Genomic DNA, 14,183 nt, shown 5'->3' with positions numbered 1-14,183 from the left:
CGTTCAGGGGAGCCGGGGCCGCCCCGTGACCTGGGCACGGTCGGCGGCCGCGGCCCCCTGCTCCCATCCGGTCGCGTCGCTGACGCCGCGCAGCCGGGTGGTGACCGTGTCGGGGAACATCTCTTCCATGCGGTCGGTGACGGCGACGTCCCGGGCGGCGAGCACCGGCAGCAACTCGCCCTCGCCGCCGGTCACCTGGCCCTCGGCCTCCTCGGCGGCGGCCCGGAGCCGGTCGCCGATGCGGTGCGCGTACGCGGCCAGGAACGACTGCCGGAACGTCTTCGTGCGCTTCCGGCCGCCCTTGCGCTGTGCCGCCTCCGCCTTCGTCATCGCGGCGGTGGCCTGCACCAGCAGCGAGGTGTAGAGGAGTTCGACGGCTTCGAGGTCGGGTTCGAATCCGACGACCGTGGAGAAGCCGAGCGCGTCGTGCCACACGGCTCGACAGCGGTTCGCGGCGGCCACGGCGTCCAGGAGCACCGCCTTGGCCGTCTCGTACGGCGGATCGACGCCTATGCGGCAGGCGCCGGGCGTGTCCCCGGTGTGCGTACGGGCCGCGAGCAGCGCCTCGTCGATGCTGTGCCGCGCCATCAGCTCCTGTGCCTTGGCGCTGAGCGCCTCGGCCTCCTCCGGGTATCCGGTAGCCTCCGCCTTCGCGAGCAGGGCGCGGATGCGGGTGAGCATGCGGGACTCCGGCTGCCGCGGGGCGGCGGAGGGCCGAGGCTCGTCGAGGGGTTCGAGGGCGGGCAGGCGGAGCAGCAGCCGGTACAGCTCCAGGACTGCGGTGGCGTGGGAGAAACGGTCGGGGCCGCGCCGAGAGCCGCCGTCGGGTTCTCCGAGTTCCTGCAACTGGGCGGCCCAGCGCGGCGTGGGGGCGGGCCGCTGTCCTGCCTCGTCGAGGATCAGCTGCGACACGAGCCGTACGTGCACCTCCTCCAGTCGGCGGCGCACGACGCGGACGACGTCGGCGGGCTGCCAGCCGCGCCGCCAGGCCGCCGCGACGAACTCCTGACCGCGCCGGGCGAGTTCCCCGTCGGCCGCGGGGTCGGGGGCGAGCAGCGAGGCGCCGGTGTCGAGGGCGGCGTCGTTGTCGTCGTAGAGGGCTGCCCGCAGGGCGCGGTCCACGGTGGTCGGCGTACTCACACGGTCGATCGTGACATGCGTGGACGCCGGTCGATTGTCAACTTCGGGTTGACACTCCCCACTGTCAACTTACGGTTGACACATGACGGTGAATCCCTACATCTCAGCGAACCTGCGTCTCGACGACCTCATCGACGCCATCAAGAAGGTCCACACCGACGCCCTGGAGCAGCTCCAGGACGCCGTGATCGCCGGGGAGCACCTCGGGGACGTGGCCGACCACCTGATCGGCCACTTCGTGGACCAGGCCCGGCGTTCGGGCGCCTCCTGGACCGAGATCGGCAAGAGCATGGGCGTCACCCGGCAGGCGGCCCAGAAGCGCTTCGTGCCCAAGGAGTCCGCGGACCTCGACCCCAGCCAGGGCTTCAGCCGCTACACCCCCCGCGCCCGGAACGTGGTCATGGCCGCGCACAACGCGGCGAAGGAAGCCGGCAACGCCGAAACCGTCCCCGCCCACCTGGTGCTGGGGCTCCTCAGCGAGCCGGAGGCGCTCGCCGCCAAGGCGATCACCGCGCAGGGCGTCTCCCTGGACGCCGTGCGCGAGGCGGCCTCCGCGGCACTCCCGGCCCCCGCCGAGGAGGTCCCGGAACTCGTCCCCTACGCCCCCGCCGCGAAGAAGGCCCTGGAGCTGACGTTCCGCGAGGCTCTTCGCCTCGGCCACAACTACATCGGCACCGAGCACATCCTCCTCGCGCTGCTCGAGCTGGAGAACGGCGAGGGCCCGCTCAGCGGTCTCGGCATCGACAAGGCGGCGGCCGAGGAGAACGTCAGGAAGGAGCTGACCGAGATCACCGAGGCCCTCAAGGCCCGTGAAAAGAAGGACTGAGAGCGCGTTTCCGCAGGTCATAGCCATTGTCAGACCCCCCTGCCACACTCGCAGCATGACCGGGCGCTGGGCTCTCGCTCCGGCCGGGGACGGTGGCGTGGAAGTCGCCGCCCTCGGCCCGGACGGGTTGCTCGCCGGGCCGGTGGTCAGGGAGGAGGACCTCGCCGGGGCCGTGCGCACGCGGCCCGAGGTCACCCGGTGGGTGTGGCGGTCCACCGCCGACGTCCAGCCACGTCTGCTCGCCACGGGGGTGCGAGTCGACCGGTGCTACGACGTCGAGGCCGCCGAGGCCCTCCTCCTCGGCCACGAGGGACGCCTCGGCGAGCCCCGGTCGGCCGCAGCCGCGCTGGCCCGGCTGCGCGGCGGCCCCGTGCCGCCCGATCCGCCGCCGCGCTCCGCCGAGCCCGGCTCGCAGTCCTCGCTGTTCGAGCCGAGCCCCGTCCACGTCCCCCTGAAGGACCTGGTCGAGGTCTACGCCGACCAGCAGCGGCGGCACGACACCGCCACGCACCCGCACCGCATGCGGCTGCTCACCGCCGCGGAGTCGGCCGGCATGCTGGTGGCCGCCGAGATGCACCACGCCGGCCTGCCGTGGAGCGCGGACGTCCACCGCGAGGTGCTGCACGAACTGCTCGGCGAGCGGTACGCGGGCGGGGGCGAGCCCCGGCGCCTGGCGGAGCTGGCCGACGAGGTGTCCGCCGCCTTCGGCCGCCGTGTCCGTCCCGACCTGCCCGCGGACGTCGTCAAGGCGTTCGCCCAGGCGGGGATCAAGGTCCGCTCCACCCGCCGCTGGGAGATCGAGTCCGTCGACCACCCCGCCGTGAAGCCGCTCCTCGAGTACAAGAAGCTGTACCGCATCTGGGTCGCCCACGGCTGGTCCTGGCTCCAGGACTGGGTGCGCGACGGCCGCTTCCGCCCCGAGTACCTGCCGGGCGGGACGGTCACCGGCCGCTGGGTCACCAACGGCGGCGGCGCCCTGCAGATCCCCAAGGTGATCCGGCGCGCCGTGGTCGCCGACCCGGGCTGGCGGCTGGTCGTGGCCGACGCCGCCCAGATGGAGCCGCGCGTCCTGGCCGCGATCTCCCGCGACCCGGCGTTCATGGAGGTCGCAGGCCGCGACGACGACCTCTACCAGTCGGTGTCCGACCGGGCGTTCTCCGGCGACCGCGCCCAGGCCAAGCTCGCCGTGCTCGGCGCGATCTACGGCCAGACCTCCGGCGACGGCCTGAAGAACCTCGCCGCGCTACGCCGCCGCTTCCCCAAGGCCGTCGCCTACGTCGACGACGCGGCCCGCGCCGGCGAGGAGGGCCGCCTGGTGCGCACCTGGCTGGGGCGTACGTCGCCGCCGGCGGCCGGGGCGTCCGACGACGCTGCGGAGGAAGCGGGCATTCCGCAGGAGGACACGGCAGCGGCCCCGCCCGACGAACCCCAGCAGTGGATGCCGGGGTACGCCTCCACCAACTCCCGCGCCCGGGGCCGCTTCGCACGCAACTTCGTGGTGCAGGGCAGTGCCGCCGACTGGGCGCTGCTGATGCTCGCCGCGCTCCGCCGCGCCTGCGCGGGCCTCGCCGCCGAGTTGGTCTTCTTCCAGCACGACGAGGTGATCGTGCACTGCCCCGCGAAGGAGGCGGAGACGGTGGCCGCGGCCATCCAGGAGGCGTCGGACCTGGCGATGCGGCTGACGTTCGGCGAGACACCGGTACGGATCCCGTTCACGACGGCGGTGGTGGAGTGCTACGCGGACGCCAAGTGAGGGCGGTGCGAACCGAGGCGCCGAGTGGCGGCACCCGTCCGGTCTCACCCCTCCGCCAGCAGTTCCCTCAGCTCCCCCGCCACCGGACTGTCCGTGCCCTCCAGGGCCGAAAGGGCCGCCTCCCACTGCCGGCGGGCCTCCTCCGCGTCGCCCTCCGCCCGGCGCAGCAGGCCCCGCTGGTGGCGGGCGAGCCCTTCGGTGTAGCGGTCACCGCGCCGGGCGGCGAGGCACAGCAGCACATCGCACTCGTGCGCGGCCCACCCGGCGTCCCCCCGTTCCCGCAGCGCCCGCACCAGGCCCAGCCGGGTCTGGGACTCGCCCTGCCAGTGGCCGTGCCCGCCGAGGATGCGCAGGCTCTCCTCGAAGTGGGGTACCGCGGCGTCCGGTTCGCCGAGCGCGAGATGCGCGAAACCCATGTTGCAGTGCGCGGAGTGACGGACGATCACATGGCCGATCCGCTCGCCGATCTCCAGGCTGCGGCGGTGGTGGTCGATGGCGCGCCGCGGGTCCGTGTGCTCGTACAGGTTGCCGAGGTTGCTGTAGGTGATGGCCTCCTGCATCGGGTCGTCGAGCACACGCGCGTACTCCAGGCACTGCCTGAGCGCCGCACCGGACTCCTCGTACCGCCCGAGGACCCCCAGCAGCAGCCCCCGGTTGTTCAGGCCACGGCACAGGCAGGAGAGATCGCCGAGCCGCCGCCAGATCTCCAGCGCCTCGTCCAGCAGGGCGAGTGCGTCGTTGCCCCGGCCCTTCAGGAACTGCACCCCGGCCATGTCCAGCAGCGCGTACGCCTCCGCCGGCGCGTCCCCGAGGCTTCGCGCCCCGCGCAGGGCGGCGCGCACCAGCGCCTCCGACTCGGCGACGCGGCCGCGGCGCTGCAGCGGGGAGGCGATCATGCGGACGAGCAGGGGCACATGGGCGGAGGTGTCCGCGTGCCGTTCCACGAGCGCGACGATGTTCTCCAGTTCGAGAACGATCCAGTCGGCGGCGGCCTCGGCGGAGCCGAAGGCGGGCACGGACGCCACGTCCGCCGTGTGCGTCCGGGGCTGTGAGGGGGTCGCCCGGAGCCGGTCCGTGCGCTCGGTGCCCGGTTCGACCAGCGCATCGAGGGCGCGCGTGGCCATCGCGGCGTACCAGCGCAGGGCGATCTCGGCGCCGGAGCGCTCCGGCTCGACGCCCTGTTCGCTCGCCACGGTCTCATGGGCGAAGTCCCGCACGAGGTCGTGCGGCGCGTAGCGGCCGTAGGCGGTCTCCTCCAGCAGGGCGACGTCGACCAGGCGGTCGAGGGCGGCCTCGGCGCGGCGTTCGTCCGTGCCGAGGAGGCGGGCGAGGAGGGACACGCCGTAGCCGGGCAGGTCCAGGGCGCCGATCCGGGCGAGGGCGCGTGCCGCGTCCCGGTCGGCCTCGCGGTCGGAGGCGCGCAGCGCGTCGTGTGCGACGGCGAGCGAGCGGCGCACGCTCAGATCGTCGTACTCCAGATGGTGCAGCCGCCCCTCGGTGGCGGCGAGTTGACCGGCCAGCATGTCAGGGGTGAGCGCGCGGCGGGCGGCGAGCCGCGCGGCCACGATGCGCAGGGCGAGCGGAAGCCGGCCGGCGAGTTCGACGAGCGGGTGCCCGGCGTGCAGCCCGTCCCGGCCGGAGACCGCGCGCAGCAGGGCCGCGCTGTCCTCGTCGCTGAGCGGGGCGAGCGGGACCCGGTGCGCGCCGTCGAGCGCGGTGAGCGGGGAGCGGCTGGTCACGATCACCGCGCAGCCCGGGCCGCCGGGCAGCAGCGGACGCACCTGGGCTGCGTGCGCCGCGTCGTCCAGCACCATCAGGGTGCGGGTCGGGGCGAGCACCGAGCGGAGCAACGAGGCGGCGGCGTCGGGGTGTTCGGGAATGCGGTGCGACTCGGCGCCGAGGTCGCGCAGCAGGGCGGCGAGCGCCTGCTCGGGGCTGAGCGGGGTCATGCCGGGGGTGGCGCCGTGCAGATTGACGTAGAGCTGACCGTCGGGGAAACGTTCCCGCAGTTCATGCGCCACATGCAGGGCGAGCGCGCTCTTGCCGACCCCGGCCATACCGCTGACCACGGCGATGCCGGGCGCGTCGCGTTCGGCGGCGAGGAACCGCAGCAGGTCTTCGCGGACGGCTTCGCGGCCGGTGAAGTGCGCGGGCGCAGGCGGGAGTTGGGCGGGCCTGGGCGCTTTCGTACGGTCGGGGCCCGGGTCGTGGTCGGCGTACGGGTCGTCCGCCCGCGGACCGTCCTGCCCCGTCCCCTCGCCGCTCCCGGCCTGCCCCTCCCGGAGGACCTCCAGATGCGCCTTGCGCACCGCAGCGCCGGGCTCGACGCCGAGTTCCTCGATGAGACGCGCCCGCAGGTCGCGGTGGACGGCCAGCGCCTCCGCCGGGCGGCCGGTGCGGTGCAGGGCCAGCATCAGCAGCCGGTGGAACCCCTCCCGCAGCGGATGCTCGGCGACCAGCGCGGCCAGCTCCGGCACGAGGCTCCCGAACCGCGCCCCGCCGAGCTGCAGTTCCGCGTCGTACCGCCACTCCAGGACGAGCAGCCGCGCCTCCTGGAGCCGCTGCACCAGCGCATGCGCCCCGGTCTCGTGAGGCAGCCCGCTGAGCGGGGTGCCGCGCCACAGCGCGAGCGCGGCGGACGCCTCGCGCAGGGCGCCCTCCCAGTCCCGGGCGGCGTGCGCGGCGCGGACCGCGATCAGGTGCTCCTCGAAGACGCGCACGTCCAGCTCGCCCTCGTCGACGCGCAGCAGATAGCCGGGCGGCACGGCGCGCAGCCGCTCCGGTCCGTCGTCGCCGAGCAGGCGGCGCAGCCGGGTGACGTGGTTCTGCAGGGACGCCTGCGCGGACACCGGCGGCGCACCGCCCCACAGCGCGTCCTTCAGGGCCTCGACCGAGACGACCCGGCCGGGCTCCAGCAGCAGCGCGACCAGCAGGGCACGCACCTTGCCGCTGCCGATCGTGCGCACCTCGCCGGCGGCGCCGTACACGACGGGCGGACCCAGCAGTCCGAACCGCAGCCCGTCCCGCATCGCCGCCCCGTCGCCCTTCTTCCCCCTGGCTCACGGCTTCGCTCGAGCAGGGGAAACCCGATGGCACGCTCGCCGTGCCTCGCCTCACCGTGCGGCACGACCGCCGCGTAACGCCTGATCGCGCGGCCCGACCGCCGCGTCCCGCCGCCGGATCGCGTCGACGGACGGCGCGTTTCCGTCGGACCGGGCCACAACTTCTCGTGGAACGGGCCAGCTCACGGCTTCCTCGTCAGCCGTTGGCCCCATGTTAGCGATCTGTTGGCGTGGCCTGATGTGATCCTTTCATCGGATCTGGCCCCGACGGCGCGCGCGTTCACGCGTAGCTCGGGGGAGTGTCGCCGCCGTGGCCGGATCCGGGATCGCACGAGGACCCGGTCGGCAGAGGTGAACGACCGGGTCCTTCGTCGTCTCCGCGAGCACGGGGGCCGCCTCCATGGAGTGCGCCTGCCCACCCCCGCACGGGCTACTCCTCAGGCGTCCCGCAACCGGCACGTCCCGCCCGACCGGGGCTCCTGGGTCATCCGGGGGTTTCGGGTCATCCGGGGATTCCGGGTCATTTGGGGATTCCAAGTCATCCGGGCGTCCCGGATCGTCCGGGAACCCTCAGATGACCGGCGGTCATCCGGGGGTCCCGGATCGTCCCGGAACCCTCAGATGACCGGCGGCCGGCCGAGCCTGGTGAGCCGCCACACCGTGCGCCAGCGCATGGGCCGCCGTGCGCCGCCGGAGGTCCGCAGCCCCTCCACGAACCCACCGAACCATGCCTTCAGCCCGCCGACCGACCGGGTGCGCAGGACAGTGACGGCGATCCACACCCCGAGGTGGACCGGAATGAGGGGAAACGGCAGCCGCCGCCGTACGAGCCAGACGCGGTTGCGGGCCGTGACGCGGTGGTAGACGGCGTGCCGGGCGGGTGAGGTCTTCGGGTGCTGGAGCAGCAGCTCCGGCGCGTACAGGATGGTCCACCCGGCGTCGGCGGCCCGCCAGGCCAGGTCGGTCTCCTCGTGCGCGAAGAAGAACTCCGCGGGCCAGTCGCCGGTCTCGGCGAGCATGGCCATGGACAGCGCATGCCCGCCGCCGAGGAAGCCGGTCACCTCCCCGCCGCGCATCGGGTCGGCGGCCCCGACCCGGGGCACGTGCCGCTGCTGGGTCTCGCCGTGCTCGTCGGCGATGCGGAAACCGACGATGCCGAGCCGAGGGTCGGCGGCGTACAGGTCCCGTACGCGGCGCAGCACGTCGGCGTCCACGAGCAGCCCGTCGTCGTCGAGCTCCACCACGACGTCGACGTCCCCGAACTCCCGCAGCCGGGCGAGGGCCACGTTGCGGCCGCCGGGGCAGCCGAGGTTCTCGTCGGTCTCGACGCAGGTGACCTCGCCGGGGAGGTCCAGGCGCTCGGCGAACTCGGGCAGCGGGCAGCCGTTGCCGACGATCACGATGCGGGAGGGGGCGAGGTCCTGCTTGGCGACGGACCTGAGGAGCGCGTCGACCTCGGCGGGCCGGTTGCCCATGGTCACGACGGCGACGGCGATCCTGGGCCCCTGCTCCTGCTGCGGCCGCGCCTGCGACACCACACCCACCCCATTCCCACCGACGACTGACCACGCGATGCTAGCCGTTCACCAAGAGGACGCCCGATGTCCGCCGGTTCTCCCCGCACCGGACGGTTTTCCGGGGCGTACGGGGCGGAAGGGGGCACGCGGGCGCCCGGCGCCCCTCCCCCGGGCCCGCATGTACGCTGGCCGCAACCGCGCGCAGCGCAGCGCACCACAGCAGCACGAGCGAGAACACGAGAAACACGAGAAAGGGGACGGAGGACCGGAGCCCGCCGCGGACCGTGACTCCCACCGCCCATGCCGTCCAACCCCCGGGCCGGGTCGCCCAAGGAGATCTCCAGCCCGAGCAACCCCCACGTCAAGGAACTCGCCGCCCTCCGCCGTCGGCGCAGCAGGCAGGCCGCCGGAGTGACCCTCGTGGAGGGATACGAGGAACTGGACCTCGCGCTGCGGGCCGGTGTGCGCCCCCGTGAGCTGTACTTCTGCCCCGCGCTGACCGGCGGGTCCGACCCGCGGAACGTGGTGGCCCGTGCGGCCGAGCGCGGCGCCGCCCTGTACAGCCTCAGCAGGCAGGCGTTCGACAAGGCGGCCTACCGCGAGGGCCCGGACGGCTGGCTCGCCGTCGTCCCGGACATCGAGACCGACCTCTCCCGCATCCAGGTCGACGACCGGTCCCTCTTCCTGATCTGCGAGAGCGTCGAGAAGCCCGGCAACCTGGGCTCGATGCTGCGCACCGCGGACGCGGCCGGAGTGACCGCGGTCATCTCCGCCAACCCGGTGACCGACTGGGGCAACCCCAACGTGATCCGGGCCAGCAAGGGCACGGTGTTCGCCGTCCCGATCGCCTCGGCCGACTCCGAACAGGTCATGCGCTGGCTGTCCGACCACGCGGTGAACGTCGTCGCCACCACCCCCGACACCGACGTCCTCATGGCGGACGTCGACATGACCGGGCCCACGGCGATCCTCGTCGGCAGCGAGAAGTACGGCCTGTCGGACCGGTGGCTGGGAGGCAGCCACACGAAGGCCAAGATCCCGATGTTCGGCCAGGTGGACTCGCTCAACGTCGGGGTGTCGGCGGCGCTGTTCACCTACGAGGCCGTACGGCAGCGGATGGCGTCGGGCCGACGCTGAGCCCGGGGGGCGAACGTCCCCTCGGTGAAGCGGAGTTCCGCCCACCCGCCCGTGGTCCCCGCCCGCCGGTACACCTGTGCGCCCGGCCCCGGGACACGGCGATGCGCTACCGGTGGGCAACTCGACTCCGCTGCACGAGCGTTCCCGATCCCCCCTCGCAGAAGAGGCACCCCCGCCGCGGTGTCCTAGGTGAAAACTTTAAACATCTGTGGCCTGTGAAACTGGTGAAGATCAGCGAGTCGGAAGTAGTATCAGCCGCTTCTCGTCAAGCATCCCCAGCATCTTCACTCATCGGGAGACCTGAGTGTCCTCTGCCCACAGAGGCGGGAATCACCGCCGCCGGGGCCGGATAGCCGTTCGCGCCGCTGCCGCCACCCTCTTCCTCGGTGGCGCCGGCGCGTTCCTCATGGCGCCTGCCAACGCGGCGCCCCTGCCGACGGACATCGGCGTCCAGGGCCACGACAGCGTCGGCAAGTCGCAGCTCAAAGCCCGCGTGCACGGCGCGCTCACCGCACCGGCCGCCAACACCCCCGCCAGCCTGCGCCCCGCCGCGAGCACGGGCACGGCGTCCAGCACCAAAACCAGCCCGACGCCGCAGCCGTCGGCTTCCGGCACCGCCAGCCCGCAGATCATCGGCGGCACGACCACCAGCATCTCCACGGCCCCGTGGATGGTGCAGCTGTGGTACTTCGACGACAAGGGCACCAGCGACACCAGTGACGACGTCGGCTTCTTCTGCGGTGGCACCGTCGTGTCGCCCACGAAGATCCTCACCGCCGCGCACTGCGTCTCGGGCTACGACTGGCACAACAACGGCGCCATCATCTACGGCACCGCCCAGCTGCCGACCACCGACCCGTCGACCAACACCACCGACTACCACGGCGGAACGGTGGCGGGCGTCTGGCGGCAGTGGAACGATTCTTCGTTCCAGATCACCGCGAACGGCACCGCCGTCAACGACGTCGCCGTGCTGACGCTGCCCGACCCGATCAGCGCCCAGCCGCTGCCCATCACCACCTCCGACGACACCACGTCGTACAAGGCGGGCACCCAGGCGCAGATCTACGGCTGGGGGCGCACCAGCTCCACCAGCCAGGACATCTCGCAGACCCTGCGCAAGGCCACCGTGCCGGTGAACGGCGACTCGACCTGCTCGAGTTTCTACGGCAGCGACTTCGTCGCGGGTGCCATGACGTGCGTCGGCGATCCGGCCACCGGCTCCGACACCGGCACCGTCGCCACCTGCAACGGCGACTCCGGCGGCCCGCTGGTCGTGAACGGACGCGTCGTCGGCGTCGTGTCGTGGGGCGTGCAGGACTGCGTGGCCAGCGGCTCGTACAGCGTCTTCACCAAGCTGAGCTCGTACGTCGGGGCGACCGAACCGCGCATCGACGACACCGACCTGAGCGGTGACGGTCGCGCGGACATGTTCGCGATCGCCTCCGACGGCCAGGGCTACGAGTACGACTCCCGCGGCAAGTCCTTCGCGCCGCGGATCTCGCTCGGCGACTGGAGCGGGGTCAACCTGGTGCGCCAGGCCGACCTCGACCGCGACGGCTACGCCGACCTGCTGGTCCGCACCACCGACGGCACCCTGTACTGGCAGCACCTCAACCTGTCCACCGGCGACACCGACGTGACCAAGCTCGGGGCCGGCTGGAACAGCATGAAGGTCATGCTCGTGCCCGGCGACCTGACCGGTGACGGCCTGCAGGACATGCTGGCCATCGACTCCAGCGGCAACTTCTGGCGCTACCCGGGCACCGGCCACGGCAACTTCGGCTCTCGCGTCAAGATCGGCACCGGCTGGGGCGCGTACGGCAGCAACGTCTTCGGCAAGGGCGACTTCACCGGCGACGGCAAGCTGGACCTGCTCGCCCAGGACTCCTCCGGGAACCTGTGGCTGTACAAGGGCACCGGCAACACGTCGACCCCGCTGGCGCCCCGCGTGAAGATCGGCTGGGGCTTCCACTACAACGCGTACGTGATGAACGGGGACATGACCGGCAACGGCCACTCCGACCTGATCGCCCGTGACAGCAGCAACAACCTGTGGCTGTACGAAGGAACCGGCGACGTCTCGCACCCGCTGGCCTCCCGCATCAAGGTGGGCTTCGGCTACGGCGGCTACCGGCTGAGCTGACCGGTACCGGCGGGGGATCGATCCCGCACCCGGACACCGGGTGAGAACGGGCCCGCATGCGTCCAGACAGGGCGCATGCGGGCCCGTTCGCGTTGATGGGCAACCGCTGCGGTGGATGGGCAACCGCTGCGGTGGAAACGAGCCTTCAGGACGGGACGCCGCCCGGCCGGACCGGCCCGCCTCCCCGTGGTCGGCCGGACGGCGAGGTCAGGCCGCCGCTGAGCAGGGGTGGAAGCGGGCCAGGTAGGCGAAGGTGGACCCGTGGCGGCCGGCCAGGTGGAGGCCGGACCCGTCGGCGAGGCGGTGCAACGTGCCGAACCAGCGACGCGGTGGACAGGGCTCGTTGTTCGGCGGTGAGCATGTGAGCCGGCAGCGGTCCGCCGACGGTGGCCTGCGCGAGTAGCGCCCGGGCCGCCAGGGCCAGTTCACCGGACGCGGCCCGCACCCGCTTCTCCAATTCCTGTGCGGCAGTGGCAGGGAGGCCCGGCGGCACCTGGTCCTGGGGCAGGGGCCAGCGCCGAGGCGTGCACCAAAGCCGTCCGGGGCGGATCGTTGCCTTGGCCGACTGCCACGAGAGTCTTGGTGATCGCAGCACCGAGTCGCTTAGCGGCGAAGCGGTTGAACAACACGTACACCGGAGCAACCACGACGTTCGTGGGACGGGTTTTCGTGCACACCCCCAGGTCGACATACTGCGACGGGAGCGACATGCGCACCGGCACTCCCTGAACGAGTCATAAGTCATGCGGGTACCGTCCGGGACGACCAACCAGCGACCTTCCGCTTTTCAGGCCGTGCCCTGGCAGACGTGGACCTGATCACACGCCGCCTCGTTGATCCCTGACGGACGTGGTTGCGCGCTGCTGTTGGCATACGGGTTGGCGTAGCCCTGTTCGACTTCTTCGGGGTGCTTTGGCACCGCTTTTCCGACGGAACCGTGCTCCGTGCGGAGTGATGCTATGACATGCCACCTTTGGTGTAATCAGAGGATATGTGCGGTTTGTCCATCAAGCTTTGTCTGTTGATCACGGTCCAGGTGACCGAGGCTGCTGGCACAGGTCGCGGGAGCGACTCTCCGAGAGGAACCCGCGGGCCCCTTCACAACATGGTTGGGACGGCGAATACATGGCTACTGAAGCGAGACCGGGGAAGGCCGGAAGAGGTGCGGGGGCATCAAGACGCCACCTGCTGACCACGGTTGCCCTGGGATCGACGTTCGCGGCACTGCCGGCACGGGCAGTCGACGCCGAGCGGGGCGCCTCGGGCGGTGGAGCGCACGGCGGCACGGATCACGACCGCAGCGGTGAGCGCGCGGGCCCTGACGGCAGGGCTGGCCGGGATGCCGGCGGGTTGGTGCGTCCAGTCGAGAGCACGACGAAGGACTGGGCTCACGTCGCGGCGGAGCTGGGCCGCGAGGGCAACATGCTGGGCAGGCTGATCTACCGGACGGCTTTTCCCCGCACCGATCTGCGTGTCGTCTCCCACGGCGTCACCGTGTCGCCGGAACTCGCCGTCGGCTCGCACGTGTCCTTCATCCGCTATGCCGACAACACCATGATGACCATGGGGGAACTGGCCGTCAGGGAGACGGAGCTGCACCGTGTGACCGGCGCGCTGCAGTCGCACGGCATCGAGCAGGTGGCCATTCACAACCACCTGCTCGCTCACTCTCCCCGTCTCGTGTGGATCCATACGCACGGGCACGGCCCGGATGCCGCGGCCCTGGCCCGTGGCCTGCGCGCCGCGCTTGCCTGCACAGGCACGCCGCCTGCCAAGTCCTCGACGACTCGTCCAAAGAAGCTGAAGCTGGACACTGCGGGTATCGACGCCGCCCTGGGCACCACAGGCACCGTCTACGGTGGCGTCTACAAGGTCGCATTCCTGCGCCGCGAGACGATCACCGAAGGCGGCTACATTCTGCCGCCCGGTTCCGGGGCGACCTCGGCCCTCAGCTTCCAGCCGGTGGGAGGAGGCCGTGCCGCAGTCAGCGGGGATGTCGCCGTGGTGGCTGGGGAGGCGCAGAACGTCTTGGACGCGCTCCAGCGCGGCGGAATCAGGATCGTCGAGTTGCACAACCATGGCATGGTCGACACGCCCCGCATGTTCTTCATCCACGTCTGGGCAGTCGATGACGCAGTGGCGATTGCGCGGGCCCTGCGCCGCGCGGTGGACGCTACCAACGCCGCACCCGCCCGTGGTAGAGAGGGCGGCGAGTAAGCGGTTGGAGGGTGCCGTGCCCCATCCATACCCGATCGTCCTTCGGCACACCCAGATCAGCCAGACGCGGCGATACGTGAAGGGGCGATCCCACCTGTCGAAGGACGCCATGCGGCGCATGGGCGAGTTCTTCGTGCCTGCGACCCCGGGGCCGATTCCGGGCCCCACTGAGACCAGAACTGAGACCGGGACAACCGCGCGGCACGTGCCCGCCGCCGTCGCCGCATCCGCTGAACGCAAAAACCCCAGCTCAGACACCGTCTGGGCTGGGGTTCGGATGGAGCCGCCTTCGGGATTCGAACCCGAGACCTACGCATTACGAGTGCGTTGCTCTGGCCATCTGAGCTAAGGCGGCGCGCTGCCCGCACTATGGTGCGATCAGCAA

Annotated in this window: 8 protein-coding genes, 1 tRNA gene and 1 pseudogene; 6 read left to right on the top strand and 4 right to left on the bottom strand. The window is 72.0% G+C overall.

What is annotated here, in order from left to right; all coding sequences use genetic code 11:
• Positions 1-3: 3 nt before the first annotated feature.
• Complete coding sequence (locus SY2F82_RS30500; RefSeq protein WP_200422372.1) at positions 4-1,140, bottom strand: DUF2786 domain-containing protein; 1,137 nt, start codon at positions 1,138-1,140, stop codon at positions 4-6.
• Positions 1,141-1,222: 82 nt separating this feature from the next.
• Between SY2F82_RS30500 and SY2F82_RS30495 the strand changes: the two genes are divergently transcribed.
• Entirely contained in the window at positions 1,223-1,966 is a 744-nt protein-coding gene (locus tag SY2F82_RS30495; RefSeq protein ID WP_200422371.1) for a Clp protease N-terminal domain-containing protein, read from the top strand.
• 55 nt (positions 1,967-2,021) lie between these two features.
• Entirely contained in the window at positions 2,022-3,719 is a 1,698-nt protein-coding gene (locus SY2F82_RS30490) for a bifunctional 3'-5' exonuclease/DNA polymerase (RefSeq protein WP_200422370.1), read from the top strand.
• 44 nt (positions 3,720-3,763) lie between these two features.
• Here SY2F82_RS30490 and SY2F82_RS30485 read toward each other — a convergent pair whose 3' ends face one another.
• The gene (locus SY2F82_RS30485; RefSeq protein WP_200422369.1) at positions 3,764-6,748 is read right to left on the bottom strand and encodes a BTAD domain-containing putative transcriptional regulator; all 2,985 of its coding nucleotides are present in this window, start codon (positions 6,746-6,748) and stop codon (positions 3,764-3,766) included.
• Positions 6,749-7,398: 650 nt separating this feature from the next.
• A complete protein-coding gene (locus SY2F82_RS30480; RefSeq protein WP_268980412.1) occupies positions 7,399-8,316 on the bottom strand; it encodes a glycosyltransferase family 2 protein in 918 nt (305 codons plus the stop codon).
• A 282-nt stretch (positions 8,317-8,598) separates the two neighbouring features.
• Here SY2F82_RS30480 and SY2F82_RS30475 point away from each other — a divergent pair, with 282 nt between their 5' ends.
• The 4 genes and pseudogenes from SY2F82_RS30475 to SY2F82_RS39230 form a co-directional block, all read left to right on the top strand.
• Positions 8,599-9,435 (top strand): RNA methyltransferase, encoded by an 837-nt coding sequence (locus SY2F82_RS30475; protein WP_200422368.1) that lies wholly within the window; start codon positions 8,599-8,601, stop codon positions 9,433-9,435.
• 304 nt (positions 9,436-9,739) lie between these two features.
• A complete protein-coding gene (locus SY2F82_RS30470) occupies positions 9,740-11,581 on the top strand; it encodes a trypsin-like serine protease (RefSeq protein WP_200422367.1) in 1,842 nt (613 codons plus the stop codon).
• A 1,125-nt stretch (positions 11,582-12,706) separates the two neighbouring features.
• Entirely contained in the window at positions 12,707-13,798 is a 1,092-nt protein-coding gene (locus tag SY2F82_RS30465; RefSeq protein WP_200422366.1) for an LppY/LpqO family protein, read from the top strand.
• A gap of 37 nt (positions 13,799-13,835) precedes the next feature.
• Positions 13,836-14,032: pseudogene (locus SY2F82_RS39230) on the top strand (integrase); the annotation flags it as partial.
• A 44-nt stretch (positions 14,033-14,076) separates the two neighbouring features.
• Here the strand turns inward: SY2F82_RS39230 and SY2F82_RS30460 are convergent.
• Positions 14,077-14,153 (bottom strand) — tRNA-Thr (locus SY2F82_RS30460).
• Between the last annotated feature and the right edge of the window lie 30 nt (positions 14,154-14,183).

Origin of the sequence: Streptomyces sp. Y2F8-2, assembly GCF_014905555.1 — a bacterium.
Classification (GTDB): domain Bacteria; phylum Actinomycetota; class Actinomycetes; order Streptomycetales; family Streptomycetaceae; genus Streptomyces; species Streptomyces cynarae.
The sequence above is the reverse complement of the archived record's forward strand: the minus strand, read 5'-3'. Positions and strand labels throughout refer to the sequence as shown.

Bases quoted from the DNA above. Each gene is read 5' to 3' on its own strand.
- SY2F82_RS30495 (WP_200422371.1), top strand. From the start codon at position 1,223: ATGACGGTGAATCCCTACATCTCAGCGAACCTGCGTCTCGACGACCTC.
- SY2F82_RS30490 (WP_200422370.1), top strand. From the start codon at position 2,022: ATGACCGGGCGCTGGGCTCTCGCTCCGGCCGGGGACGGTGGCGTGGAA.
- SY2F82_RS30485 (WP_200422369.1), bottom strand. From the start codon at position 6,748: ATGCGGGACGGGCTGCGGTTCGGACTGCTGGGTCCGCCCGTCGTGTAC.
- SY2F82_RS30475 (WP_200422368.1), top strand. From the start codon at position 8,599: ATGCCGTCCAACCCCCGGGCCGGGTCGCCCAAGGAGATCTCCAGCCCG.
- SY2F82_RS30465 (WP_200422366.1), top strand. From the start codon at position 12,707: ATGGCTACTGAAGCGAGACCGGGGAAGGCCGGAAGAGGTGCGGGGGCA.